This window comes from Candidatus Melainabacteria bacterium, assembly GCA_003963305.1.
GTDB lineage: Bacteria > Cyanobacteriota > Vampirovibrionia > Obscuribacterales > Obscuribacteraceae > PALSA-1081.
Genome location: RXJR01000024.1, coordinates 102,834 through 128,905, shown reverse-complemented (window position 1 = coordinate 128,905; position 26,072 = coordinate 102,834). Strand labels below are relative to the sequence as shown.

At 50.7% G+C, this 26,072-nt stretch carries 16 protein-coding genes; 7 read left to right on the top strand and 9 right to left on the bottom strand.

The genetic code is table 11. From position 1 onward, the window contains the following. Positions 1 to 63: 63 nt before the first annotated feature. Both EKK48_23425 and glyQ read right to left on the bottom strand, forming a co-directional pair. Positions 64 to 1,608: a hypothetical protein gene (locus tag EKK48_23425; GenBank protein ID RTL37639.1), complete on the bottom strand. Its 1,545-nt coding sequence runs from the start codon at positions 1,606 to 1,608 to the stop codon at positions 64 to 66. Between the two features lie 280 nt (positions 1,609 to 1,888). Next, complete coding sequence (gene glyQ, locus EKK48_23420) at positions 1,889 to 2,869, bottom strand: glycine--tRNA ligase subunit alpha (protein ID RTL37638.1); 981 nt, start codon at positions 2,867 to 2,869, stop codon at positions 1,889 to 1,891. Between the two features lie 334 nt (positions 2,870 to 3,203). Between glyQ and EKK48_23415 the strand changes: the two genes are divergently transcribed. From EKK48_23415 to EKK48_23400, 4 genes are all read left to right on the top strand, one after another. Continuing rightward, on the top strand, positions 3,204 to 4,184 hold the full coding sequence (locus EKK48_23415; protein RTL37758.1) for a MoxR family ATPase: 981 nt from the start codon (positions 3,204 to 3,206) through the stop codon (positions 4,182 to 4,184). Beyond that, positions 4,135 to 5,562, top strand: coding sequence for a DUF58 domain-containing protein (locus tag EKK48_23410; protein RTL37637.1), 1,428 nt, complete (start codon positions 4,135 to 4,137; stop codon positions 5,560 to 5,562). Before EKK48_23415 ends, EKK48_23410 begins: the two co-directional genes overlap by 50 nt. Continuing rightward, on the top strand, positions 5,559 to 8,450 hold the full coding sequence (locus EKK48_23405; protein RTL37636.1) for a DUF3488 domain-containing protein: 2,892 nt from the start codon (positions 5,559 to 5,561) through the stop codon (positions 8,448 to 8,450). The genes EKK48_23410 and EKK48_23405 overlap by 4 nt, the downstream gene beginning before the upstream one ends. A 90-nt stretch (positions 8,451 to 8,540) precedes the next feature. Next, positions 8,541 to 9,827 carry a hypothetical protein gene (locus tag EKK48_23400; protein ID RTL37635.1) on the top strand — a complete coding sequence of 429 codons (1,287 nt, stop codon included), beginning with the start codon at positions 8,541 to 8,543 and terminating at the stop codon, positions 9,825 to 9,827. A 105-nt stretch (positions 9,828 to 9,932) separates the two neighbouring features. Here the strand turns inward: EKK48_23400 and EKK48_23395 are convergent, their stop codons facing one another. Next, the gene (locus EKK48_23395; protein RTL37634.1) at positions 9,933 to 10,499 is read right to left on the bottom strand and encodes a hypothetical protein; all 567 of its coding nucleotides are present in this window, start codon (positions 10,497 to 10,499) and stop codon (positions 9,933 to 9,935) included. A 253-nt stretch (positions 10,500 to 10,752) separates the two neighbouring features. On the opposite strand from EKK48_23395, the gene EKK48_23390 reads away from it, so the two are divergent. Beyond that, positions 10,753 to 11,949, top strand: a complete 1,197-nt coding sequence (locus EKK48_23390; GenBank protein RTL37633.1) for a TonB family protein — start codon at positions 10,753 to 10,755, stop codon at positions 11,947 to 11,949. Positions 11,950 to 11,951: 2 nt separating this feature from the next. Here EKK48_23390 and EKK48_23385 read toward each other — a convergent pair whose 3' ends face one another. From EKK48_23385 to EKK48_23375, 3 genes are all read right to left on the bottom strand, one after another. Continuing rightward, positions 11,952 to 14,099, bottom strand: a complete 2,148-nt coding sequence (locus EKK48_23385) for a ComEC family competence protein (protein RTL37632.1) — start codon at positions 14,097 to 14,099, stop codon at positions 11,952 to 11,954. Between the two features lie 57 nt (positions 14,100 to 14,156). Next, positions 14,157 to 16,559: a hypothetical protein gene (locus EKK48_23380; protein ID RTL37631.1), complete on the bottom strand. Its 2,403-nt coding sequence runs from the start codon at positions 16,557 to 16,559 to the stop codon at positions 14,157 to 14,159. A 184-nt stretch (positions 16,560 to 16,743) separates the two neighbouring features. Beyond that, entirely contained in the window at positions 16,744 to 19,500 is a 2,757-nt protein-coding gene (locus tag EKK48_23375) for a hypothetical protein (protein RTL37630.1), read from the bottom strand. A gap of 300 nt (positions 19,501 to 19,800) precedes the next feature. On the opposite strand from EKK48_23375, the gene EKK48_23370 reads away from it, so the two are divergent. Further along, positions 19,801 to 20,778, top strand: a complete 978-nt coding sequence (locus EKK48_23370) for a hypothetical protein (protein ID RTL37629.1) — start codon at positions 19,801 to 19,803, stop codon at positions 20,776 to 20,778. 37 nt (positions 20,779 to 20,815) lie between these two features. Here the strand turns inward: EKK48_23370 and dcd are convergent, their stop codons facing one another. The 3 genes from dcd to EKK48_23355 form a co-directional block, all read right to left on the bottom strand. After that, positions 20,816 to 21,397, bottom strand: a complete 582-nt coding sequence (dcd, locus tag EKK48_23365; GenBank protein RTL37628.1) for a dCTP deaminase — start codon at positions 21,395 to 21,397, stop codon at positions 20,816 to 20,818. Between the two features lie 74 nt (positions 21,398 to 21,471). After that, entirely contained in the window at positions 21,472 to 23,502 is a 2,031-nt protein-coding gene (locus EKK48_23360; protein ID RTL37627.1) for an adenosylcobalamin-dependent ribonucleoside-diphosphate reductase, read from the bottom strand. 402 nt (positions 23,503 to 23,904) lie between these two features. Then, on the bottom strand, positions 23,905 to 24,894 hold the full coding sequence (locus EKK48_23355; GenBank protein RTL37757.1) for an NAD(P)/FAD-dependent oxidoreductase: 990 nt from the start codon (positions 24,892 to 24,894) through the stop codon (positions 23,905 to 23,907). Between the two features lie 208 nt (positions 24,895 to 25,102). On the opposite strand from EKK48_23355, the gene EKK48_23350 reads away from it, so the two are divergent. After that, positions 25,103 to 26,050 (top strand): aldo/keto reductase, encoded by a 948-nt coding sequence (locus EKK48_23350; protein RTL37626.1) that lies wholly within the window; start codon positions 25,103 to 25,105, stop codon positions 26,048 to 26,050. Positions 26,051 to 26,072 lie beyond the last annotated feature (22 nt).

Here is a 26,072-nt window from a genome sequence, read left to right as displayed (position 1 = left end):
AATGCCTCTGAAATGCAGGCTATTCCTCTTAGCTGCCGGTCACAATCGCCCCATCAATTGCGATTAATGAAATAAACCAAACAAATGCTTTTTGGGCGGCTTGATCGGTTGTTGAGCTGGTGACTGCATCAGGTCCTCTGGTGCTTCGGGCATCACTGCAGCTGGTTCTTCAGTCTGACTCGGTTTTTGCACTGTAAATTCGCTCGTCTCTTCCTTTGCCGGAGGAGTTTCGGTCGGCTCGGCTGTTTCAGGCGGCACGCGATTGAGATTGTTTTGCATGGCTGTACGCATGTCGACAACTGCAATCGAGCTGGCTACGTGCCGCTGATGCGAGTTGGCGTTGCGTGTGACGGTATTGCCGTGTACGACCATAGTCGTTGAGCCGCCACCGTCCAGGTTCATTGCATCGACTGCGCCGAGCTTATGGAGGAATTTTGCTACATCCCAGAGTGTGTGCGGTCCTTCAATGGTGGCAAGCAGCAGGTGGTTGTTGGCTGTGACTCCAGCGGCGGTGCGAGCGTGAATTTGCGCGCCTGTCCAACCTTTGCGGAAATTTTCTGCCTTCAGGTCGAGAAAGAGGTTGCCGTCTTTGATCAGCATCGGTCCGCCGCTCACGGCTTGAACCACGTCATGCCAGTCGTTTGGACCTGTGTGCCAGGATAGATCGACTTTGTCTCCCACTTTCAGTTTTGAGATTTCGCCGATTTTGGAATCAGTAAGAACATAGCCACCATATGGAATGGCCATCTCTTTCAAGCTGATATCTTGCACTTCGCCCTGGGCGTTCACTGCTACAACACACCCTTCATAAGGCAGGCGCACGAAACTGCCCCACCGGCGCGTGTAGACAACCAGGCGAGAACCGTGTCGTCTCGGCTGATTGATAGTGTTGCAAAAGAGCGACGGTACTTCCGGATTGTCGGTGGTGAGTGTGCCCCTCAAGCTGACACGATCGATTTTTACACGGCCGTTGTCGGTGATACCCATCGAAACACGGTCGTATAGCGGTCCTGCAATCCACTCTCCATTGATAATGAGAGTGCCCAGAGGAGTGCCGTTGGTCTTGAAGTAATTGGCGTTGATAGCGGCGATGGCGTTGTTTTCTCGCGCGTGAGCAGCGACGTCTTTCAGTTGATTGAATGAGTCACCGGCCAGGGTCGGTTGCACTTTCACTGGAGCCGAGTTCATGTCGATGTCGAGCAAATGAATGGAAAGCGGTCCGCGCACAAAGCGGTGAATTACGCCTGGTGCGAGCGTTTCCGAGCTCATGCTGTCAGTAAATTTCTGCGGCTGAATGGGATGATTGACTGCTTTTGCCACCACTTTCTTTTTAGAGGCAAGGGCACGAGCTTTGGCTGAAGATTTCGCCGAGGATTTTGAAGTTTGATATGAGCGAGCCGGAGCCGGCGCATAACGCCTTGAAGGAACTCTGTTTGGCACGCGGTGTGGAACCAGGTGAGGGCTTACGCCTCTAAAGACGTGCGGAGTAATCATTCCCAATGATTCAGCTCTGAGGCTGAATGACCCGGCAAGCACTGCAGATAATGTCAATAATCCGGCAAACTTTCGCAGCGGCCGAATCAACTCATTGCGAACAGTTTTTTCCATCAAGAGTTCCTTACTAAATGGCAACCTTCCCTCATCTTCTTTATACCCAAAGTGATCGTCAATAAACAGTATTGACAAATTGAAACAAGGTGTCCAAGCGGCATATACGCTTGGTTTTCAGGTGGTAGAATGTACCCCTTTTTTGGCTCTGTATCAGACTCGCGCCTGCAGATGAGCAACTGAAAGCCGCGCCTGGAGCCGATCTCCATTGATGGATTCCAGGCGTGAAGTGGGCGTGAAGTGGCGGGCGTGCGCTGGTTGAACCCTGAAGCGCTCGTCCTTACTTTTCTTCCGCGGACAAATATTTCTCGCGATAAGTTTTGACTGTCTCTGCTCTAACTGATTCGTCCAGGAGCGGAAAGCCCATTTCGATACGCTGTTCCAGATATCCACGGGCTATCTTCTCTGACAATTTGCTGATTTTTATGATGTTTGCCATGCGTTCGTCTCTACCCAAGACGCCACGCGCATCCAACAAGTTGAAGTAGTGAGAGCACTTCAGAATCTGCTCGTAGCCAGGCATAATCAGCTTCTTGCCGATCAGGCGTTGGGCTTCTTCCTGGTGCAGACTGAAGAGCTGCTTGAGCAAATCAGGGTTGCTTTCTTCAAAGTTGTAGGTCGATTGTTCGACTTCGTTTTTGTGATAGAGCTCACCATATTTGATGTGGTCGTTCCACTTCAGGTCGTAAACGTTGTCGACGTTCTGCAAATACATTGAAAGGCGTTCCAATCCATATGTTATTTCTGCGGCAACTGGTTTGACCTCTAAACCTCCGGCTTGTTGGAAGTAAGTGAATTGTGTCACTTCCAGCCCATCCAGCCAGACTTCCCAGCCGACACCCCAGGCACCCAGTGTAGGGGAAGCCCAGTTATCTTCGACGAAACGGATGTCATGTTTGAGCGGATTGATTCCGAGGGCTCTCAAGCTGTCCAGGTAGACGTCTTGTACGTCATCTGGAGAGGGTTTGAGGATCACCTGATATTGAAAGTAATGCTGCAATCGGTTCGGATTCTCGCCGTATCGACCATCGGTGGGGCGCCGACAGGCGTCGGCGCAGGCCATGTTCCAGGGTTCGGGACCGAGCACACGCAGAAAAGTGCCGGGGCTCATGGTCGAGGCCCCTTTCTCCAGGTCGAATGTCTGCATCACTGCGCAGCCGCGGTCGCCCCAGAAGTCATTCAGGGTCTGAATTACCTTTTGAAACGATAGAAATTTCTGACCAACGGCTTCTTCGGCTCGCAAGCGCACTGCTTCTTGCATGACATGACCTCGAAATATAAGGCGATTTCTCAAGGAAATCCAACAGGGAAGCTAGTTTATCCTATCTTCCGAGCGGTCATCAAGGTTGCCCGATACAATCGCGGCATTTGAAAAATTCAGCTAATGGCAGCCGTTTGCTCACCTGCAAGCGGGTTCGACCGGTTACTATTCACATTGGCGTATGTCTAGAAAGTGAAATTGCCGGGCATAACGCACGTGTCGCCCTTTCTGACGCACCTCGGGGCGTCAGTCTGATAATCGGTTTGCACAAGGAGTAAAAGTGACGCAAGCAGAGACCAAAGCCGAGAGCACGGCGGAGTTGGATGATGACCAAATGGAGCAACCGACTGCGACAAAGACGCAAGCAGAGGCGACCTCTCCGACACGATTAGCCGAACTTAGCGGCAAGGCTCAGTCACTTCTTAACAACATCAACAGTGTTCTTGTCGGTCAGCAGCAAGCGGTGCGGCTGGCTGTAATCGCGTTTTTGTCTGGTGGTCATGTTTTGATCGAAGACGTGCCGGGTGTCGGTAAGACGCTCATGGCTAAGACGCTCGCCATGTCTGTTACCGCCACATTCAAGCGGGTGCAGTGTACACCTGACTTGTTGCCTTCCGATGTATGCGGCGTCAGTATCTTCGAGCAGAAGGAAGGTACCTTCAAATTTATTCCCGGTCCGATTTTTACCAACATATTGCTGGCAGACGAAATCAACCGCGCCACGCCTCGTACTCAGTCAAGTTTGCTGGAGGCGATGGAAGAAAATCAGGTCACCACAGACGGTGCGACTCGAAAATTGCCGGAACTATTTTTTGTCATCGCGACAGAAAACCCAATTGAATATCACGGCACTTTCCCGTTGCCTGAAGCTCAGTTAGACCGGTTCATGCTCTCGCTTTCGCTGGGCTATCCCAAGTTCGAACAAGAAGTGGAGATTCTCGACAAGACGCTCGATGAGCGCGCTTTTCAGGTCGAACCAGTATTGTCTGAGTCTGAAGTGGTCGAATGCCGTAGTGCCGTGAAGAATATCTTTGTTGAGCCATCTATCAAGAGATATATCGTCAACATCGTCAGTTCAACGAGAAAGCATCCTCAAATTGTTCTGGGCGTGAGCCCCCGCGGCAGCCAGTTGCTGATGCGTGCCGCGCAAGCGGTAGCATTTCTGGACGGAAGAAATTTCGTTCGCCCGGAGGACGTAAAGGCTCTCAGTCCATTTGTTTTGGGACACAGAGTCATTCCTAAAGTGAGAGATAATAGGGTTAGTCATGCAGACCTTATTGAAAGGGTTCTGGAGCAAGTACCAGTTCCGGTCTAAATTTGTTGCCACACCTGAGGGCGAAGAGTGGGGGCTGAAGGCCCTTCGCATCGGTTTTCGAGATAGTCCAAATACAAAGATTGCACTCTATTTAGAACAACGCGTCTTCATTGCTGCTCTTCTCGTGCCTTTGCTTTATGTTTTTGCCGGTGAGACGACCAATCAGTGGTTTTACCTTATTGCCGCCGGTGTGATTTCGGCCATAGTGCTTGGCGTGATCATGCCGCTTTTCCAGGTTCTGGACGTAACTACCCAGTGCTCGCTTCCGAACAATTCTATGGACGGCGACAGTGTGCTCTTAAAAATTACTCTGGAGCGACGCAAGCACAGCAAATTATTTTCTCTGTTCTTTCCGATCAAATGGCTGCTCGTGCGGGCTAATCTCGTTGCTAACAACGGCAAAAGCAGCGTCTTGAAGCCCATGCTCGTCGAGCACGTGGGGCATGAGTCGTGGGTCTATGCTGCCACATCACCGCTCCGCAGAGGCGTCTATCATCTCTATGGTGTGGAGATTTATTCTTGTTTCCCACTGGGGTTGGCCTGGTGGTCTCGTACTTTTGAACTGAAAAGTGAGACTGAAGAAGACAGTCGCCCAACCATTGTCGTTTATCCTCGCATGGTTCCTATCGAAGGCAACTTTCTCTACAAAATCAGGTCGGCAACTGACTCTCCAATGGGCTTGGTGGCCAGTCGTAAGCCTACCAATGTGGTATCGTCTTCGGTGCGCGGTGTGCGTGAATTCTTGCACGGCGACAGTCCTCGCCTGGTGCACTGGGCCTCTAGTGCCAGGGTCGGCAGGCTGTTGGTGCGCGAGTTCGAGGCAGAAGGACTGCCCGGATACGACATCTTGCTCAACTTGCGTGCCAACTGGGTAAATCGTGAGCAATTCGAGCTGGCTGTATCGATTGTTCATTCTTTGATGAATCTGGGCTTCAAGTTAGGTGGCGCTCCAGACCTGCTGGTTGTTCCGTCGCTCGACGGCGAAAACAAGTATCTGCCTTACTTTATGAAAGACATGCCTAATTTGCCACCGGGATTGCACCGCTCCGGTCATTTGCTCGCCCGTGTCGAGCCCCTCAAGCAGGGCAAGGCATCTTCGTCTCAAGCCACGAATCTCGGTGAGAGCACCCACGCGGCGCTTTTAACTATTCGCCCGACCACAAGTGAAACTGCCGACTCCAATACAGTTATTGAAACAGTAGACCTGGCTGTGATTCCGCGAACCTGGGAAGCCGCGCTTGCCCAGGAAGCGCAGAGCATAAAAGAGGCGCACATGCCGGTGCACGAAGGCGGTATCGTCAACCGACGCGGCTCCGGAAAATCTACGGGACGTGTTATAACCGTGATCGAGCGCTTAGAGGAAGTTGTTCGCTTATGAAGATGCCGTCACTTCCAACGCTGCCGCAGCTCGGGAAAAACGCTAACTCTCAGGCGGGGCTCAAGGTCGCCAAACCGGCTCCGCAGAAAAAAGAAGTCACAATCGAACCGGCTGAAGATTCGATCGGTCTGCGCCTCATATCGTGCTGCATCTCCGTGCTTTGCATAGTCACGGCTTGCATCTATGTAAACAGCTCGTCGATGCTCATCTTCTTTTATCTCTGGGGCGCACTCACAGGCAGTTACGTCAGCTATCAATTCAGGCATCAGAAGACTTTCTGGTTGACCTTTATCACTACTGCCGGACTTTTAATTGTGCTCGGGAATTTTTTCGAGGAAATGGTCGGGCAGTTCAATTCCGGAAAAATCCAGGCGCTGGTGCCGTTCATACACGTTCTGACCGGTTTGCAGGCTCTACATACTTTCGATTTGCGAGCCAAATCTGACGTCAACGTCTCGGCTCTAATCGGTCTGGGATTATTTGCTTGTACGGCTGTTATCGCGCGTGACGCGCTTTTTGCTTACATAACGCTGGGATACATCACTCTGATTGCCGGCTTGCTTTATTTTGAAGCGGTGGCGCGCACTCGTTCAGCCGGTGCTGCCGGCATATCTTCAGAACGTACGGAAATCAATGAGTTGCGCGAGGCCGCGGTCAAGAAGAAAGTCTCTGTCGGCAATGCTTTTCTTTCTCTGGCTATGTTGCCTGTCCTTAGCATTGTTATTTTCCTCGCTTTGCCGCGGGTCGACTCTCTTTTTGATTTGATTTTGAACAACATTCGCCGCGCCCAGAACGGCGAATCGCTCAATCTCACCTGGGTGCGATCGTCAAACGGACTGGGCATTCTCGGGGGCGTACCGGGACTTTCAGGAGCGCCCACAGGTGGCGGGGCCGGCGATGGTCAGCATGGTGGCAAATCTGGTGGCAATGGCAGAGCAGGCGGACGTTCGGGACCGGGAGGCACTGATCTTGTGCCTGGAGCGGGAGCGGCTGGTGGACCTGGCGGAAGCGCCATTCCCGGCGCCGGAACAGGTGGCACTGGATCAGGTGAGAATGTGAACGGCGGAGCGCCTGGCGACGGCAAGAGTGCCGACGGTAAATCGGGCAAGTCCGGCAAGGGCGGTAAAGACAAGAACGGCAAGAGTAACAATCCAGGCGACGTCAGCAATACCGATGCGCAAAAGAAAAGCGCAGATAGCAAAGGTGAGCAGGAAAAGACTCCGGAAGAGGAAGACAAGTCTATGGTCTTCCGCAATAAGGATTCAGTGGAGCACGAAAATGACCTGATCATGCGCGTTATGAGCAGCCGAGACACCTATTTCAGGCGTGTCTGTTTTGACAAATATGATGGACATTCGTGGACGATCAGTGACCTGGGAAAGATTTCGAAGTGCTCCAAACATAAAAATGCCTATCAGGAGCTGGGCGGCGTTCCATCACTGTTTGTCGAGCCTGGTATGCATTCAGCGCAGTTGACTCAGGAGATAACCGTCGAGTCTGACATCGGACATTTGCTTCCGGTTGCCTCTATTCCTCAACAAATCAGTTATCCGAAAGATCCCATTCTCGTCGATCAATTCGGGGCTTTGCGCACTAAAGATCCGATCAAAGCCGGAACGCACTATCGGGTTGTATCGCAAGTGCCTGACTACGATCTCGACGAAATGCGTAAGGCATCTTCTGATACTAAGAACGAAGAAAGTCTGCGAAAAGAATTTGAGAGCTACCTTCAATTGCCGGCTGACCTCAGTCCCGATCTGATAAAACTGGCTAAATCAGTGGCTGGAAGCGATGGCAATTGGTTCGCGCGGGCCGAGCGCATCTGTAACTTCTTGCGCCGCAATTACAAATATTCTTCGGACCTTAGCGATTCCGACGACAAAGAAGAGATTGCCTATCACTTCCTCTTCCGAACCAAGGAAGGCGCTTGTGGACCGTTTACCACCGCTTTTGTGGTCATGTGTCGAGCGGCTGGATTACCTGCACGTTCAATCGGCGGCTTCGGACCTGGTGACTTCAATGAAGGCACAGGCATGCATGAAATCAAAAACCTGCACGGTCATGCCTGGGGCGAGGTCTATATTCCAGGCTACGACTGGGTGCCTTTCGATGCTACTCCGACTGGACTTTTGCCGAAGCCCACGCCGGAAGACAACTCGTTTATGGGAACGATCAAGAAGGGTATCGATCAGCTTTCAGACCGATTTGCCAACCAAACCCCCACTCCGCCGCCACTTCCAACCTCCGATAAGGGACCACAAGCAGCCGGTCAGTCAGGACACGGCGGCACCACCAGCGGCGGCACTGCGACGGGAACAGGCACGGGAACGAATTCGACCACGACTGCCGGCAAAGACGGTAAGTCGACTAAGTCTGGAGGCAATGGTTCTTCAACGACTGATAAAAATGGAGCCAAGCCGCCTAAGGAAGAAACCAAACCTGAGCCGCCGAAAGTTCCGGAAAAGCCCATAGATTGGCATCAAATGATATTGCTGATTGTCGTGGTGCCGGCAGTGATATTGCTTATACAGGCGATTCGAGCTGCCATTAATCAGGCCCGCGCGGCGCGAAAAGCAAAGACTCTCGAAAAACCGAAACCCTCTACTCTGCTCTATCTCAAGGTCGTAGACGACCTGGCTCGGGTTAAAATCTATCGGTTGCCAACTGACACACCTCAAGATTTGCTGGCGCGTTTTACAAGCGACGAAGATTTTGATCCGGAAGTCAACAGACACCCTGATTTAGAGCCACTTTGCAAACACTTCATGGAGCTATACATTGCCGATCGCTTCGGCTGCGACGACGCGGCTGAGATGAGAGCCAGCCAAATGAAGCAGCTCAGCGATCAAATTCATACACTTGTTCGCGCAAAGCACCATGACAATTGACCAAATTTGGGCATAAAGCTAGTAATAACGCGGTCTACGCGATAGAGTGGAGTGAAGTACTTCGCGAGTAACCACAAGAGAGAAAGCATTATGGTTCAACAGGTCAAAACCGGTACGCAGCAACAGCAGGAATTCGTTCCTCCATACCCGGCAACCATTCAGGATACGGGTTTAAAAGAGGGCTTCCTTGAAGAATTGATTCTCAAGGACATCTACCTCGTCAACTTTGCATTGGGTCGAGAAATCGCTGCTCGCACACAGTTGCCATTTAAAATCGTCGAAGAAGTACTTGAAGTCTTGAAGAAGCAACTGCTCGTCGAAGTGCGTAGTTCAGGCGGACTTGCCGACTACGAATACACGCCGACTGAGAAAGGTCGTGACCGAGCCAGAACCTACTTCGATCACAACGCTTACGTAGGTGCTTGTCCGGTGCCATGGAGCCGTTACATCGACTCCTTGAAGTATCAGACGATTCGCCGCGAGTCAGTAACGCCGCGCGACCTGGAAGTCGCTTTCTCCGACATCATGGTCAACCGCCGCACCATCAACTCGGTCGGTCCCGCCATCAACTCCGGACGCGGGATGTTCTTGTTCGGTGAAGCAGGCAACGGTAAAACTTCAATTGCAGAGCGCATTGTGCGCAGTTTCAAGGGACACATTTTTATTCCTTATGCCGTTGAAATCGACGGTCAGATCGTTCGAATCTTCGACTCTCATAACCATGAGCAGGTCTCGGCCGCTAACTATCCTCGCGATTATGACCATCGCTGGGTGCGTATTCAACGACCGTGCGTGGTGGTCGGTGGTGAATTGACCATCGACATGTTGGAGTTGCAATTCGATTACGGTACCAAGCTGTACGAAGCGCCGATTCAGCTCAAGTCAAACTGCGGATTGTTGCTGATCGACGACTTTGGCAGACAACGTATCGACCATAAGTCTCTCTTGAACAGATGGATCGTACCTCTGGAAAAACGCGTCGACTATCTCACACTGCACACCGGTAAGAAGCTGGAAGTGCCGTTTGAACAGTTGATCGTCTTCTCTACCAACCTGAATCCATCTGACCTGGTTGACGAAGCGTTCTTGAGACGTATTCCGTACAAGATCAACATCACCAACCCGACTGAAGATGAGTTCAAGTGGATCTTCCTGCAGTATTGCCAACGCACCGGCGTGCCTTACAACGAAGAAGCCGTTAACTACTTGATCGAGTCACAATATCGAAGCGGCAGACGCAACATGCGTTGTTGCCATCCGCGCGACGTTGTTGACCAGGTCATCAACCTCTGTGCCTTCTTGCAGACAGATCCACGGCTATCGCGCGAATACATCGATCACGCGTGCGCCGTCTACTTCGCTGCAATGGGCAAATAACGCGCTAACCATCAGGGTATCAGTGGGCAGCTCGGATTGCAGTTTGTTGGGGCGAATGCCTCAAATCAGGCTGCGCCTGATGTTGCGCCATCTCTCAAATTTCAATTAATCGCAGTCTACTGACTGTGACTCTATTTGAGCGACTAATTTTCGAATCTCACTTTCGTGTACGGGCTCGTAGTTCCAGACGTCCACACCGACATTGATCTGCCGTCCGTTCACTGTCCATCGCTGGTGCACATGTCCGTGTAGCAAGATCAGTCCAGCGTCTATCGGTCTGTATTCCGGGTAACGATGGTCGACGTCATCGTGGTAAGGCATATGGTGCAAATGCAGTCCATCCCATTCTAAGTCTTCATGGACTGCATCGAAGTACTTTCTGTAGAGTGCAAGATTACCCAGTTTGCCTTCGTGGTTTGAGGGATGGCAGCCATCATGATTGCCTGCAATCAGTACTTTTCTCCCCTTCAGCCGAGGCGCAAACTCTTCCATAGCGCTGCTTTTCAGTGAAAAGTCGCCTAGATAGTAAACCGTATCGTTGTCCCCGACCAGGGCATTCCAGTTTTGAACCAGTTCTTCGTTCATCTGCTCGACTGTTTCAAACGGTCTGTCGCAATATTGGATGATCTTTGCGTGCCCGAAGTGATGATCTGAAGTGAACCAATTTGTCATTTTGAAACCACTTGAGTGGCTGATTAGGTGCTTTTTACAATATATCGAATTTCCGTCACTAAAATTGGTGTCAGTTCCGGTTGGCATTACAGTCAGATACAGGCAGCCTCTATTTCTGCGCATTTAGATGGCTTGGCTGGAGCGATTACTAAGTGCTTTTAATGAAGATGAGTGCCTGCTTATGCGGGCATGTCAGGTGCCGTGTTAACATGAGTGGGCCGCGTTTTGCGGCTGTCGCGACCGAGAACACTTGATGGCTGATTCCGTTTCCGTTGCGGAAAAAGAAATGCTCGTGCCCTGCACCAAATATGGTGCTATCTTGCGCGCCCAATTGAAGCGACCAGATCAAATCAAATCGGGTCGACAAACGCTCTCAGCTGCTGCTCTCATCTTGCTCAGTTTGACCTGGATTGGTGTCTTTGTTACATCCGGTCAGATACATGAGGCCCTGGCATGGGTTTGTTCCTTTTCGCTGTGCGTCGTTATCACTCTGGCCTGGTTGTCTTTATCACGAGCGTCACACCGGTTGAGCGTCTTCCGTATTGGCGAGAATCGCTGGGCAACGCTGGCGGGGTCGATAGCAACTACTGTCGCTATCTTTTCAGGTTTTCTGGGCGGCTGGATTCTAACTCACGGCATGCCTCATCCTGAACATATGGAAGTGCGAAGGCAGGTAGTCGATATCGTGCTTGTTTCACCCTCTGATTATGAAGATCGGCATGATATTTTGCCCAGTACCAAACCAACTGAACAACCGGCGCGCGATGTCTCTGTGCAAGGCAGGCATGAGGTCGTGGTGCCCTCTATCAAGGCGCAGCCATCGCCTCTGCACCCTGTGCCGCTCCTTGCTACTACCACCGCATCTGGTGCAAAGACTTTTAATACTCCGGGCACTTTCTCGAATCAGAAAAAAGACGAGATGGCCGAGCCTGCTTTCGTTGTAAGGCAGCAGCCCAGCCCGGAGCCTGCCTCTCAGGACAAGAAACCTGTAAAGACGTCCAAACCGAAGGTCGAGGCCACGCAACCAGTTTTGGAGGAGGTGGCTCCTGCCCAGTTGCTCGAGCTGACTGAGCCGAACGACAAGGCTAGCGAAGTGTCTCAGAATGGCGGGCATTCAAAGGGCGGCTCGGGCTCGCAAACATTGCTTGTCACCTACTTGAGAGATGTGCACAGGCGTATTAAGCACGCCTGGACTCCTGGTGTTGATGATATTACCGGCAGTGCGCAGATCATGTTTCGTATTCGCAAAAATGGTCGATTGGTTTCGATGAAGTTGATTCGCAGTTCAGGCGAGTCTGACACTGACGATTCAGCTATGCATGCGATTACCGCATGTGCGCCCTTCAAACCTCTGCCGCCCGAGTTTACGGCTGACTATCTGGATTTGCTTTACACCTTCAACTATAAAGTCGATCAGTTATCTGAAGTACCGCACGCTGAGTTGGAATAGTGCTACCTTCTTACGAACTGTAGCGCACCCATATTTTTCAATTCGACAAACTTTGGTTGCTCATTTTCGGTCTGGACAACCGGTTTGTATTCACTGGGCGGTAAAAAGTCCGTCGTGGGCAGCCTGTCAAGCCGCGCGATGAGTATGATTCTGTTGCATTGCAGCTTGCGTGCAGTGCAGAGAATCTCCATTGCGTTGCCTCTGTGGGCAATGCTTGCAGGGCTAGATACCAGGAGAAGCAGCCATTTTTGTGATTGAACAAAGGCAATTCCTGAGCGCAAAGATCCCGTGTTGAACGATTCTGGTGCTAAATTGGCGCCCGAATAGGCCGCAAATCGCTCGGCTAATTTGCTTGGAGGCGTATTTTGTGCGGCGTTTAAGTCGATGGACTGCCGTTGGTTGTTGATCACGATTGTATGTCCGTGCACACTGGCGATCGTCACGAGTGGCGCGTTCGGGCGCCATAGCAAGGCAACGAGCGTGCACGTAAATGCTGTCTTGGCAAGAGTTATCCGCGATTTGAAGCGCAATGCAATCAGCAGACCCAGGAAGCATGCGTAGTAGCAGTTAACGCTTAAGGGCGATGGTGGTCCAATTGAAAAGTTTGCTCCGTTCACTGAGCCGAGCGCATTCACAAGCAACATCATTGCTGTCAGTGGTATGAAAGCGATCGCGTCTGCGAAAGCGATCATTAGTGAGATGCCTGCCTGCAACTGGGTCTGGGGAATGTGCGTGAGAGCCAGCGTCGAACTGGCAAAGCCGAGCATAGTCAGCGGTGTAATCAAAGGCGTGACCAGTAAATTGGCTGGAATAAACATTGTTCCGGCTCTCCAGAAGTAGAAGAGTTGGATTGGCATGACGCTGAATTGTGCGATCAGCACCACTGAAACAGCATCGGCGAGTGACTGTTTCCATTTTGTCTTTCCGGCATAAATATGGGACGTCAGGGCTTTGCTGCCCAGCACAATACCGAGCGTTGCGGCATAAGACAACTGCAGTCCCAGGTCGTTTGTGCATAGTGGATCGAAGACCAGTGTAAGCAGAAAAGAAACGGCGAGGGCTGCTAACACATTGCAACGGCGCTGCCCGGATTTGGCTAAGAGCACTGTCGAACACATCAATGCTGCCCTGTTTACTGATGGTGACGGACCGGCAAGCGAGACGAATGCCAAAATGCTGAGGAAGCAAAAGGTGTTGCATGCCACTACAGAAGGTGTGAGTAGGCGGCACAGGGCGTACGACATTACGGTTACGATTGTCAGGTTGAAGCCTGACGCTGCCAAAATGTGCGAGAGTCCAACATCTCTGAATTTATGAGTAATGTCTGCCGGCAGTGCGATCGCTCTATTTCCCAGGACCATCGATGAGAGAAGATCAGCTAATTGCGTCGGAAGATATCTTCGATGCGTGCTGACCATGAGCTCACGGGCCGCAGTCATTGACGAATTGTATTGCCCGTCCAAATCACCGTCATGAACAGCCGTGCGGCTCGGCAAAAGTGTTACTCCATTGTCTGGTGATCTTGAATCCACATTGCAAATGCTGAATATTCCCTGCATTAAAAGCCGTTTCCGCTTGTCATAATCCCAGGCAGCTACGTTCTTGCGAGGCATATGGACGCGTCCCTGGATGCGCACTCTCAGCAAAGGCTGTTGTCCATCTACTTGTGAGCAGAGCTTTCTAATTGTGTTCGAGTTCTGTGGAAGAACTAACAGAGTTTTTCCTGTCAGCTTTTGAGTGCGGGGGAACATGAGCGAATCGCAGTTCAAAACAAGGTCACGGCTGGCTCTTGAGAGGTCGTCCGGGCTGGCTGTGGCGAAGAAAATTACATCGCTGCCGCTGAATCTTGATAAGTCGTTTGCAGCAGGCTCGTTTCGATATTGTGCGTAGAGAAAACTTGCCAGTGGCAGACAAGAGAGCGCCATCCCCACTGCAATTGAGCGACCAGTTGCACGCCGTTTTTCCGGCGTTAGTTGCCGTGCGCCTGGTTCTGATTGCACTCTAAATGCAAGAAGAAGCACCGCAGTCAGTCCTGCCGCTGTAGCCATGATCGGTACAAACGGTGAGCACTCCGTGCTATTCGTTACTGCGCCGACAGCTGCAAGGGCGGCCGCCAGCGCAGTCACTTTCATGTTGGAAAGGACCATCATGTGCTTGTTCTTTCTGCCGGGTTCTATCTGTAATTACGTACTGAACCGAAAATAAGTTCAACGTCTGGTGCCGAAATTTACAAATGGATTCTGGCTGCCGGGATTGCTGACCTGGTCGTTGACATTCAAGGGATTGAAGATCGGATTCGATTGCTGATCTTGAACCGCTAGCGGCAACCTGGATTTCAGTCGATTTGCCACCTGTTCGAGTTCTACATTGTCTGGATTATTTGGGTCCAGCTGCTTGGCGAGTGCGATTGCGTCTAGCGCACCGTCGTATCCGCGCTGCTGTCCGTTGTTATATTGAGTTTTTCTTCCGTCGCTGGTTCCGTAAATCGTATCTTGCGCTCCCATGGCGTCTGGTCCGCTTGCTTTCAGTTGAGCAATGGCTAGAAGGATGCAAGCCTGGTCTCTAAACAGTTTCGCCGTGAACTGAGTGTTTTTGCTGCCACGGTTCAACGCCAGGCTGTTGTCCAGATCCATCTTCAAAAGAACCATCTCTTGCTGATTGCCCTTATAAGCATCTGCCAGCTCATTGACGGCTCCTTCTATGTCGTGCTTGCCGTAAACGCGGTTCTGCAAAGCCGAATTGACGCGTTTACCGATTTCGTCGAGATCTCTCAGCTCTTGTTCTGAGACCTTTTTACCTTTTTCGTCTTTGCCCAGTTCATTCCTGGTTTGCTGCTTGGCACGGTCGATATTTACTTGAGCAACGATCAAAGCGCGAGTGGCCTGCGCTCCGATGTCGAGATCTCTTCCGGGCAAAATGAAGTCTTTCGTTGACTTAGGAAGCAGTGTTCCTTTATCCAATCTGCTTTCGCCGAATGCATCAGCGAGAATGACAGCACCACGATAAGCGCTCAGCATGCCGTCATACTGGCGATTCGGTCTTAACCAGTCAGATGTGTAGAGCCTCAACGCGTAATTGTCTTTTTCGCCGAATTCTTTAAAGCCGTCGATTGCAGCGTTCATTGAACTGGCGGTGCGATCTTTCATGTCGGTCTTCATTCGGCTGAAGCCTTCATCTTTGATTTCGTACTTGGTCGGACCCTCGAACATATTGTAGATGCGTCCCAACGCCCAGGCTCCGCCAATCATGGACAGGCGGGTCTTGTTCTCGGCAGCAGGCAATAAGAAAGCTGCTCCCATCAAGACCGAATCGAAGCCTGTTGGTTTGAGCCAGTTGCTGTAGCTTTGATGATCGCTAGCCGGCAACAAGTTGTCTAGAACTTTACCACCGACGAGAGCAGCCCCTGTGTAAGCTGCTTTTACAGCACAGTCTTTGAAAGTTTCGAAACCGCCTGTGGTGAATGCCATCGGCACGAGCAGTGCGTTTGTGCTCCATGACTTGGTGACGTCACCGACAAGCGGAAGTGTTTCGGTCATGCTGCTGTGGGTCAAGCCGTCTTGATGGTCTTTGCCTGTGAAGATTTTGTCGAGGTAGTGATCGGCTACCATCGTCACTCCGACAAAGCCTGCACCTTTGACAAAGTTGCTGCCAGGTGTTTCACCCCAGAATTTTTGCTCTTTAGCTTGAACGTCCATGATATTGGTGACCGAAGTTCGTGCTGTTTGTCTATCAGCAATCGTCTTCATCTCTGCTTCTGTGAACAGACCTTGTTCGTTCAAGTACATCGAGGCACGCAGGCTTTCGAGGTGCTTAGCGCCGTTTTCTTTCCACTGTTCGCTGTTTAGCCATGAATTACGGCTGGTTAAACGACTCAGTTCGGCCAGTTGCGCATCCGTCGCTGCTTTACCATTTCCCAGTTGAGCTGACAGTTCACCCATTTTGGCGGTGTTTGTTTTGATCAGTTCCTGAACTTGTCTGTCCAGATCGGCAAATTGATCGTGGTATAAGACTAGGTCACTGCGCCTGAAATAGCGAGAGTCGAAATTTTCCTGGTACCACTTAGCGGTCTTACCCAGAGCGCCATTTTGTGCAGGTGAGAACCTGTCGCGCCAGGCGTTGAATTTCTCGCCAGATTCGTTGATTGATATGCGAACGCCTTCAGGAAGAATTTTACCTGCCGCGCCGTTGTCAGCAATTATCGGCGCACCGCTGCGGAAAGCCGCTCTCTGCTCTGGTGTAGTTAGAATTGAATCAGCAGTGCGATTTAAAATCCATGGCACCGGGCCACCGAATGCGACACCACTGACTCCACCGTATACCATGTTACCTGCAAACGCGCCTCGCATTTGCAGACCGTAATCTATGTCGGTTCTGTGCGGATCGTACAGATTGGCGCCTTCGCCCGTTCGCGTTTGTCCACCCGCACGCTCCTGTCGACCCGATTGTTCGATCTTCGGATTTTGAGCTTGACCTGGCGAATTCCAGTTATATTGTGTGTTTGGAGTCTGTGGACGCCACGGTTGACTCGTACCATCTGCAAGAAGTTTAGATAACGCCTCATTCGCGGGAGTGATTCCCTTATTTGCGCCTATATTGTCCAGTCCAGCCATAAAAAAAGACACCCTCCCAAATCAGAAAAAACGATCTGATGAGCGAGGGGTTGCTCTGTTAATGAGTTTATATTAGAGCGGGCGTAAATATCTGGCAATCGTAAGATTACGTATGCTCATCAACGCAGAGGCAACGCATACGTCAAGCGTGCGTTGCCAGCTGGAATTTTTATGTCTGGGTCCTCTACCGCTTAGCCCAGTTGCCGATTGGATTCTGACTGCCGGGATTATTGACTTGATCGTTTACGTTGAGGGGGTTGAACGTAGTGCTTGATTGTTGGTTCTGAACGGCTTGCGGCAACTTTGCTTTCAGTTGATTGGCAATTTGTTCTAGCTGTGCATTGTCTGGATTGTTTGGATCCATCTGCTTGGCGAGAGCGATTGCGTCGAGTGCGCCATCATATCCGCGAGGCTGTCCGTTGTTGTATGCAGTTTGACGTCCAGCCGCTGTTCCGTAGAGCACGTCTTGCGCTCCCATGGCGTCTGGTCCGCTTGCTTTCAGTTGAGCAATGGCCAGAAGTATGCAAGCCTGATCTCTGAACAATTTGGCTGTGAACTGAGTATTTCTGCTGCCACGGTTCAAAGCGAGACTGTTGTCCAGATCCATCTTCATCAGGAGCATGTCTTTCTCATTGCCCCTGTAGAAGTCAGCCAGATCGTTGACTGCGCCTGGGATGTCGTGCTTGCCGTAAATGCGGTTCTGCAAAGTGGAATTAATGCGTTTGCCGATTTCGTCGAGATCTCTCAACTCTTGATCGGAGACTTTCTTACCTTTCTCGTCTTTGCCCATTTCATTCTGGGTTTGTTGCTTGGCGCGGTCGAGATTCACTTGAGCGATGATCAAAGCACGCGTTGCCTGGGCGCCGATATCGAGATCTTTGCCAGGTAGAATGAAGTCTTTTTGAGAATTGGGCAACAGGGTGCCTTTGTCCAATCTGCTTTCGCCGAATGCATCTGCGAGAATGACAGCACCGCGATAGGCGCTCAGCATGCCGTCATACTGGCGATTCGGTCTCAACCAGTCGGACGTATAGAGTCGCAGGGCGTAGTTGTCTTTCTCTCCCAGCTCTTTGAAGCTATTGATAGCAGCGTTCATTGAGCCAGAGGTGCGGTCTTTCATGTCGGTCTTCATACGATCGAAGCCTTCATCTTTGATGTCGCCCTTGGACGGACCTTCAAACATGTTGTAGACGCGTCCCAGTGCCCAGGCTCCGCCTATCATGGCCAGTCGCGTCTTGTTCTCGGCTGCAGGCATCAAGAAAGCTGCGCCCATCAAGATCGAATCGACGCCTGTTGGTCTGAGCCAGTTACTGTAGCTTTGATGATCACTAGCCGGCAACAAGCTGTCCAGCACTTTGCCGCCGACGAGAGCTGCACCTGTGTAAGCAGCTTTTGTTAGCAAGCCTTTGCCACTGGTGAAACTACCGGTTGTAAATGCCATCGGCACGAGCAATGAGTTTGTATTCCAAGACTTGGTCATGCCTCCGACAAGCGGAATCGCTTCGGTCATGCTGCTGTTGGTCAAGCCGTCCTGGTGGTCTTTGCCGGTGAAGATTTTATCGAGGTAGTGGTCTGCAACCATCGTCAAGCCGACAAACGCTGCGCCTTTAACGAAATTGCTGCCAGGGCTTTCACCCCAGAATTTTTGACCCTTAGCTTGCGCTGCGGTGATATCGGCAACGGAAGCTCTTGCGGCTTGTCTATCGGCAAGCGTTTTCATTTCTGCTTCTGTGAACAGACCCTTTTCGTTCAGGTTCATTGAACCGCGCAGGTTCTCGAGCTGCTTGGCTCCATTTTCTTTCCACTGTTCGCTGTTCAGCCATGAGTTACGACTGTTCAGCCGACTCAATTCGGCAAGCTGCGCCTCGCTTGCTGCTGCACCTGATCCAACCGTTGTTGTCAGTTCATTGATCTTAGCTGTGTTTGCTTTGATCATTTCCTGAACTTGTGTGTCCAGGGTAGCAAATTGATTTTGTTGCAGAACAAGATCGTTGCGGCGGAAAAAACGTGAATCGAAATTCTCTTGATACCACTTCGCGCTCTTTCCTAGAGCGCCGTCTGGTGAGGGCGATATGCGATCGCGCCAGGCGTTGAGTTTCTCGCCGGTTTCGTTGACTGTTTGTCGCACGCTTTCGGGAAGAATCTTACCTGCAGCACCGTTGTCAGACATGATTGGAGCGCCGCTGCGAGCAGCCGCTCTCTGCTCTGGTGTAAGCAGAATTGAATCAGCAGTACGATTCAAAATCCATGGCACAGGACCACCGAATGCGACACCACTGAGACCGCCGATGACCATTTGACCTGGAAATCCGATCTGTTTTTGCATCCCGAGATCAATGTCAGTGCGATGCGGATCGTAAAGATTGTCGCCTCTGCCTGCTTGACCGGGAGCGCCTGGCTGACCCGGTTGACCTGGTTGAGCGATTTGAGGGTTTTGAGCTGGTCCTGGAGAGCTCCAGGTGTATTGTGGGTTTGGTGTCCAGCGTGGTCCCGTCGGTGAATCACCGTTACGATTCGGGTCTTGTTGTTGTCGCTGGTCTGTACCGCCGGCTCCAGGTGCTACCTGGTTGTAGCCTGGTCTCCAGGCTTGACCACCTGTCTGTTGTTGCTGCTGCTGCTGATCGCTTCCTGGATTGAAACCTGGTGCAACCTGACCGTAAGTTGGTCTCCACGGCTGCCCGCCAGTCTGAGTTTGTTGCTGTTGTTGATCACCGACTTGACCGTAAGCCGGTGCAACCTGACCATAGCCTGCTCGCCAGGGCTGGTCTGTGCGTTGGTAAACGTCTTGAGTAGCTGAGCCTTGCAGCTGTGAGCCTGTATTGTCCGCTGTTACGATGGGTGGACGCCATGGCTGATTGGTACCATCCGCAAGAAGTTTCGCCGTAGCCTCATCTTGAGGCGCCGCCGGTCTTCTCTCGTTTGTATTGTCTAGCCCAGCCATAGAAGAGAAACCTCCAACAGTAGAAACAAACAGGATGTGAGCTTGGGCGTGCTCCTACCCGTGAGCATATATTAGATCTGGCTCAGAGCATTTGGCATTGGTGAAATTACGTATGCTATGGGATATTTACCCCTCTAGCCCTGAAATTCATACTCCGTTGCCCGTTCGTCTGGTAATTCCATCCTACCAGCCGGGCTCACGCCCTCATGCCATACCAACCGCTACGGCAAAAAGTGCCGCGCACGTTTATTGGCTTTTTTGACGTCTGTTTTATGTGTGTGCTGCAAAATGGTGGAATCAGTGAGACCACAGGATATGCATGGCTTTAGAAAAGATCAGACCGATTTCCGGCAAAATAGAGATTCTTGCCCTTCACCTGATGAAAGCCGCTCATCTTGGGACAAGGGAGAAGGAGCAAAATATCTCGAAACGGGATTGAAGGCAAAACTATTCAACACTTTTCGTGATGAACACGAGAATGGAATGAGCTTTTTAAAAGGATTTGAAATTACCAGTAATGACGCCGTTCCTGCAAAACTAAATTCACCAAAAGAGTCTTCCGATGCAAGCACTGCTTCGTCGAACACCAAATTGACCGATGATATTGCCGCACGTACGAATGCAGAACTTGTCATAAACAAGGAATTAACAAAAGGATGGGACGGAGCAACGCCCTCGCAAGTCGATGTAACCAGACGCATCGGAAACAGCGAAGTGGGCTTCTGGGGCGACGATCATTCCGACCCGAAATCAGTGGAGCACTTAAATGCGTCACTTGAAAAATTGAGAAACGCTGGTTTTGGCGCAGTTGCAGTCGAGGGCTTGGACCGAAATGGACAGGACCTCGCAAGTGCCTGGCTGGCTGCGCCAAACGGTTCAAATAGCGCAACTGAGCTGGAATCGAAGATTCGTTCCTATCTAAGGCAGGCGCAACCTGATGGTGACAAACCAAGTCCGGAGACCGTCAGAACCAATCAACTTTGGCGTGAAAAAACCTTTGGTTTGCTTCAAGGCCTTAAAGCTACAGGGTTGAAAGTCGTGGGACTGGAACCAGATATTACGTCGAAAACTTTTGAAGCTGAGCAAGATACGAACTGGCATGCCCAGGTCAAAACGTTTCTTGCCGGGCACCCGAGCGAAAAACTACTTATCTTTGGCGGTGCGCTTCATTTTACTGTCACGAATCATTCATTCAAGGATAAGGTTTCCGCTGAACAAATCAACGTCGTTGACCTGACCCCACCATCCCAATATAAAAAGCTTGACGCACCGCAGTAACTTTAGTGCGAGGCAAAAAACAGTGTAGATTTTTCGATCAGAGCACTTGAGTCGGGTTCAAATAATATTTGCTGTGAGCAGCAGCAACTTGCCCATTGTATTTGGCATTGGGTTTTTCATTATATGGAACGAGACAGTCTGCAGTTCGCGTGAAGACCATTTGTGCGATGGACATGCCTGCGTGCAGGCGAACCGGGCGGTTGCCGACATTGACTATTTCAAGGGTGATTTGCGCAGGTGGATGGCTGAAGCCGGCATCAATAAAACCTGCAGTTACGTGCACCATGATGCCCAACCTGGCCAAACTGGATTTACCGGTTAGTTGACCGACAATATTTTTTGGCAGGCATATTTTTTCTAGCGTCGCACCGAGTACGAAAAATCCTGGCTCAATGACGATGCTTTCGTCAACGACATGTACAAGACCTTCTAGAATGCTCTCAGATTGATAGGGATCGATAATGCTCTTGCTGTATTCACCCTTTTCATGCCAGGAAAAGCGATCTGACAGTCGCACATCATATGAGTTGGGTTGGATAAGTGAATCGTCGTAAGGCTCGAGGATCAGCCTGCCTTCTCCAATTTCTTTGCGGATTTCATGATCTACAAGAATAGACATTTTTCAGACCTCATATGATGCGGCGATCCTGACAGATATATGACAGGGGTCGCAACTAACAGCTCGTGCTGCACTTAGCATTTAGTATAACCGCAAGAAACGCACATCGAGCATGACTCATACTTCGTTGAAACACCGCTGCTGGAGCTGCATTCCGGGCATGGATTGTTGTATATATAATCGACTTTCGGCTGAAACTCTCTGCGTGCGAGCTCTACGAGGTTTGTGGTGGACTGCGATTTGTGCCGTTTTTGTTTGTTGAAATTGTGATCATGCGAAGCCCGGGGACTAGTCGCAGTCCCCGAGCGGCCCGCAGACTGTGCTTTTTTTATTGGTGTGACCACGATCTTTTTAAGAGGATCGGTTTTGCCTATGTTGAGTACCTGGGACGACCGCGAGGCGTCTCTATAGACCGTGATTCCTTTTAAGCCTTGTTGCCAAGCCGCCATGTAGGCATTGTGCACGTCGTCGAGAGTGGCTTCTCTCGGGAAGTTGATGGTTTTGGATACGGCGTTGTCTACATGCTTTTGAAAAGCTACCTGCATGCGCACGTGCCATATGTATGGGATATCGTGCGAGCATACCCAGACCCGTTTGATTTCGTCGGGAATCTCCTCGATGTGTGCGAGTGTGCCTTCGTGAGCAATGCGGGCCATTATTTCTTCGCTATAGAAACCGCCATCATGCGCTGCTTTTTCAAAGACTGGATTGACGTCGAGCAGCTCCATGCCACCGAGTACACGCCTTATGAAGGAGATTGCAAACAGTGGTTCGATACCAGAGCTGGTGCCGGCAATGATTGAAATTGTGCCTGTTGGCGCAATTGTGGTGACTGTGGCATTACGCATGGGAATACCTTTATCGCACCAGGCACTAAATCGCCAGTTTGGAAAAGTGCCTCTGACCGAAGCTAGTTCTTGTGAGGCTTTGTGAGCCGCATTCTGAATGAATTTCATCAGTTGCTCGGCTTTTTCAACTGCTTCTTCTGTGTTGTATGGAATGCCCAATGCGATCAATGATTCTGCCCAACCCATGATGCCAAGCCCGATGCGGCGATTGTTCAAGGTCGCTTGCGAGATGAACGGAAGCGGGTAATGATTGACGTCAACCACATTATCAAGGAATCGCACGCCTGTTTTGACCATCTCTTCCAGTCGTGACCAGTCAAAGTCTCCGTCTTTTACAAAACGTGCCACATTGATAGAGCCGAGATTGCAGGCGTCTCCAGGACCAAGCGGTTGCTCGCCGCATGGATTAGTTGCTTCGATGTCTTCGGTGCCGGCAATTACGTTGCCGCTCTCATCGACAGCGCTTGTTATCGGATCGCTGTTGTTGATTCGATCAATAAAAATAAGTCCTGGTTCGCCTGTTGCATGAGCGTTATCGACAAGTCTTGCGAAAATGTCTCTGGCTCTGACTTTACGCACGGGCTCTTTCGAGCGTGGATGAATCAGGTCATAGTCAGAGTCTTGCTCAACAGCATTCATGAATGCGTCCGTTGCAGCTACTGAAATATTGAAATTGTTGAGACGTGAGGTGTCGCGCTTGCACCCGATAAAATCTTCGATGTCTGGGTGATCAACTCTGAGCATGCCCATATTGGCACCACGTCTGGTGCCACCCTGCCGAATCGCTTCTGTCGCGGCGTCATATACAGCCATGAAGCTGACAGGACCAGAGGCAACGCCGACCGAGCTGGCAACGCGATCGTTGGCTGGTCGCAACCTGCTGAATGAAAAACCTGTACCGCCGCCGGTTTTGTGGATCAGGGCCGCATTTTTGCAGGTTTCGAAAATTCCTTCCAGTGAGTCTGGCACTGGCAACACAAAGCAGGCAGAGAGCTGACCGTTTCTTTTTCCCGCATTCATTAATGTAGGAGAATTCGGCATGAACTCCTGATTGAGCATTGCTTGATAGAACGTTTCAGTCAGTGTGGCAACAGTTTGCTCGTCGCCCCAGCGCTTCTCGGCTGCAGCGACTGCGGTGGCTACCCGGCGAAAAAGCTCTTCTGTCCCCTCAACGATACTGCCCTGTTCATCGCGCATAAAATAGCGCTTCTCAAGTACCTTCAAGGCATTTTGTGAAAACATGGCTGGATTCCCCATTTGATTTCGCCTGATCGATCCGCTCTTGAATAGTGTACCACAATTATACTACATTTGTATGGTACTACGGGTAGCGGTGCTCGAAATTTTAGACGCAATATGTAGTATTTGCCTTAGTTTCGGTTCGAATATTACGAGTCTGAGCAGTCTGATCGGGGTCCATCGACGCAGGTCGTCAATAGCACTGGCATATCGAGGACGACGACATTCTATATATGTAAAGTCGGGCTGGTTAGACACCCGAGCTGGTCAGGTGAAAGTGGCTGGGCCTTCAATGTGGCAAAGCGCGCACAGCTTGCTACTCAGGAAAGCACAGGGTTAGTGGCTCAATGTAGCAAAGCAAAAGCACACGGATTGCCCTGGGCTAGAAGACCGTGTGCTTTCTATTGGTTTTGATGCTGCTTAGATAGACAGGTTCAGATTTGAGCTGTGACCTGGGAAGAGCTTCGCCGTTGGATTGATGTAAGTGCAGGCGAAGTTTACAGCTGTAGCTGCTTCGGCTGCGCCAGTGGCGATCAGTTTCAACTTAGCAGGGTGAGCTGCAATGTCACCGGCCGAGTAGACGCCAGGCAAATTGGTTTCCATCTTCTCATTAACTGTGATGGCGTTAACTTCCATTTTCAGTCCCCAGCTCTTCAAGAAGTCGAGGTTGATTACGAAACCAATATTGATAATGATGGCATCGAGCGGTAGCGTTTCTTCTTTGCCAGTGCGATTGTCGAAGATAACTGCGCCTTCGACTCGTTCTTTGCCATGAATATCTTTCAGTTCATAGAACGTTTTGATGTCGATTTTGTTGCGCTTCATCTCCTCAACCGAGGTCTGCACTGCTCTGAACTGGTCGCGGCGGTGAATCAAAGTGACATTCTTTGCCAGCTGTGAAAACTCGTTTGCCCAGTCTACGGCTGAATCTCCGCCGCCGATGATGAGCACGTTCTTGTCGCGGAACAGTTCTTTATTCTTGACGGCATAGAAGATGCTGTCGTTTTCAAAATTGTGGTTGTATTCGATGTCCAATTTTTTTGGAACGCAGGCACCGGCTCCCAGAGCCAACAAGACTGTCTTAGTGTAGTGATCTGAAGACTTGTCTGTGACTACTTGCCAGGTCTGGTCATCGACCTTCACGAGCGAAGTCACTTTCTCGCCTGATGAGATGGCAGGTTTGAAGAGATTGGACTGGGTTGCCAGATTCTTAGCCAGATCTTTGGCCAGAATCTTCGGATGTCCGGCGACATCGTAAACGTATTTTTCCGGGTACAGAGCGGTTAGTTGTCCGCCCAGCTCGGGCAGTACATCGATGACCTTGGTTTTCAGGCCGCGGAGCCCAGCATAGAACGCCCCGAACAACCCTGTTGGACCACCGCCAATGATGGTAATGTCATACACATCCATGAGTAAGTAGAGTCTCCCCGACCAGCCAGTTAATCGACCGTATTGTAATACACTGCCGTCGCTAATTGCTTCAGTTTTCATCAATAATGAAGGTCCTGAGCAAGCTATCTCACTAGCATTGCTTTGCCGATCCGCCACAAACAAGGCTGTTTTGCTGCTCCTGCGCTGTGATTGCGTCTTGTAAAGCTTGAGAGATATTTAGAACCCTGTGAAGTATCGCGATTTTGGAAAAACTGGATTGAAGGTTTCGGAGGTTGGCTTCGGCGGGTGGGCTATCGGGGGTAATGAGCATGGCAACAGCTATGGACCAACCGACGACAAAGTCTCTGTGGAAGCCATTCATAAGGCGATCGACCTGGGCTGCAACTTTTTCGATACCGCCGATGTGTATGGTTGGGGGCATAGTGAGGAGCTTCTCGGCAAGGCTATAAAAGGAAAGCGCGATCACTTGATAATCGCAACTAAGGTGGGCTCTGACTTCTATCAAGGAACGGGATTCCAGACCTTCACTCCTGACTACATCCTTTATGCTTTTGAAAAGACTTTGAAACGCTTGAGGACCGATTACATCGATGTCTATCAGCTCCATAACCCGCCTTTGCGCATTTTAAACAAGCCTGAAACTTATGAGGTTTTGCAAGAACTGAAAAAGGAAGGCAAGATCCGTGCCTGGGGCGTTTCAATTTTTGATCCTGTTGAAGGTTTGACAGCGCTGAAAATCGGTCAGCCTGACAGTATTCAAGTTTCGTATAACCTGTTCAACGTGAAGCCGGCGGAAGAATTGTTTCCAAAAGCCGAAAGTGTCGGCTGTGCGATTATTGTGCGAGAGGTTCTGGCAAACGGCTTCCTTACAGGGAAATTTGAGCCGGGCACCAAATTTGAAACGGGTGATATTCGTCATAACTGGCCAAAGGATTACCTGCTGGCACGAATTTTCGCCACTGAAAAACTCAAGTTCATGGCACGCAAAAACCGTACTATGACTCAGTCTGCGCTGAAATTTGCGCTGCAGAATGAACATGTATCGGTGGTACTTTCGGGTGCCAAAACTCCCGAGCAAATCGAAGAGAATCTCGCTGCTTCTGACAGTCCGCCTCTTTCTTCTGAGGAGTTGCAAGAGATTGCAGTACTGAGAGAAAAGGGCTTTAAAAAGTAACGCGGAACTAAATCGTCCCTTC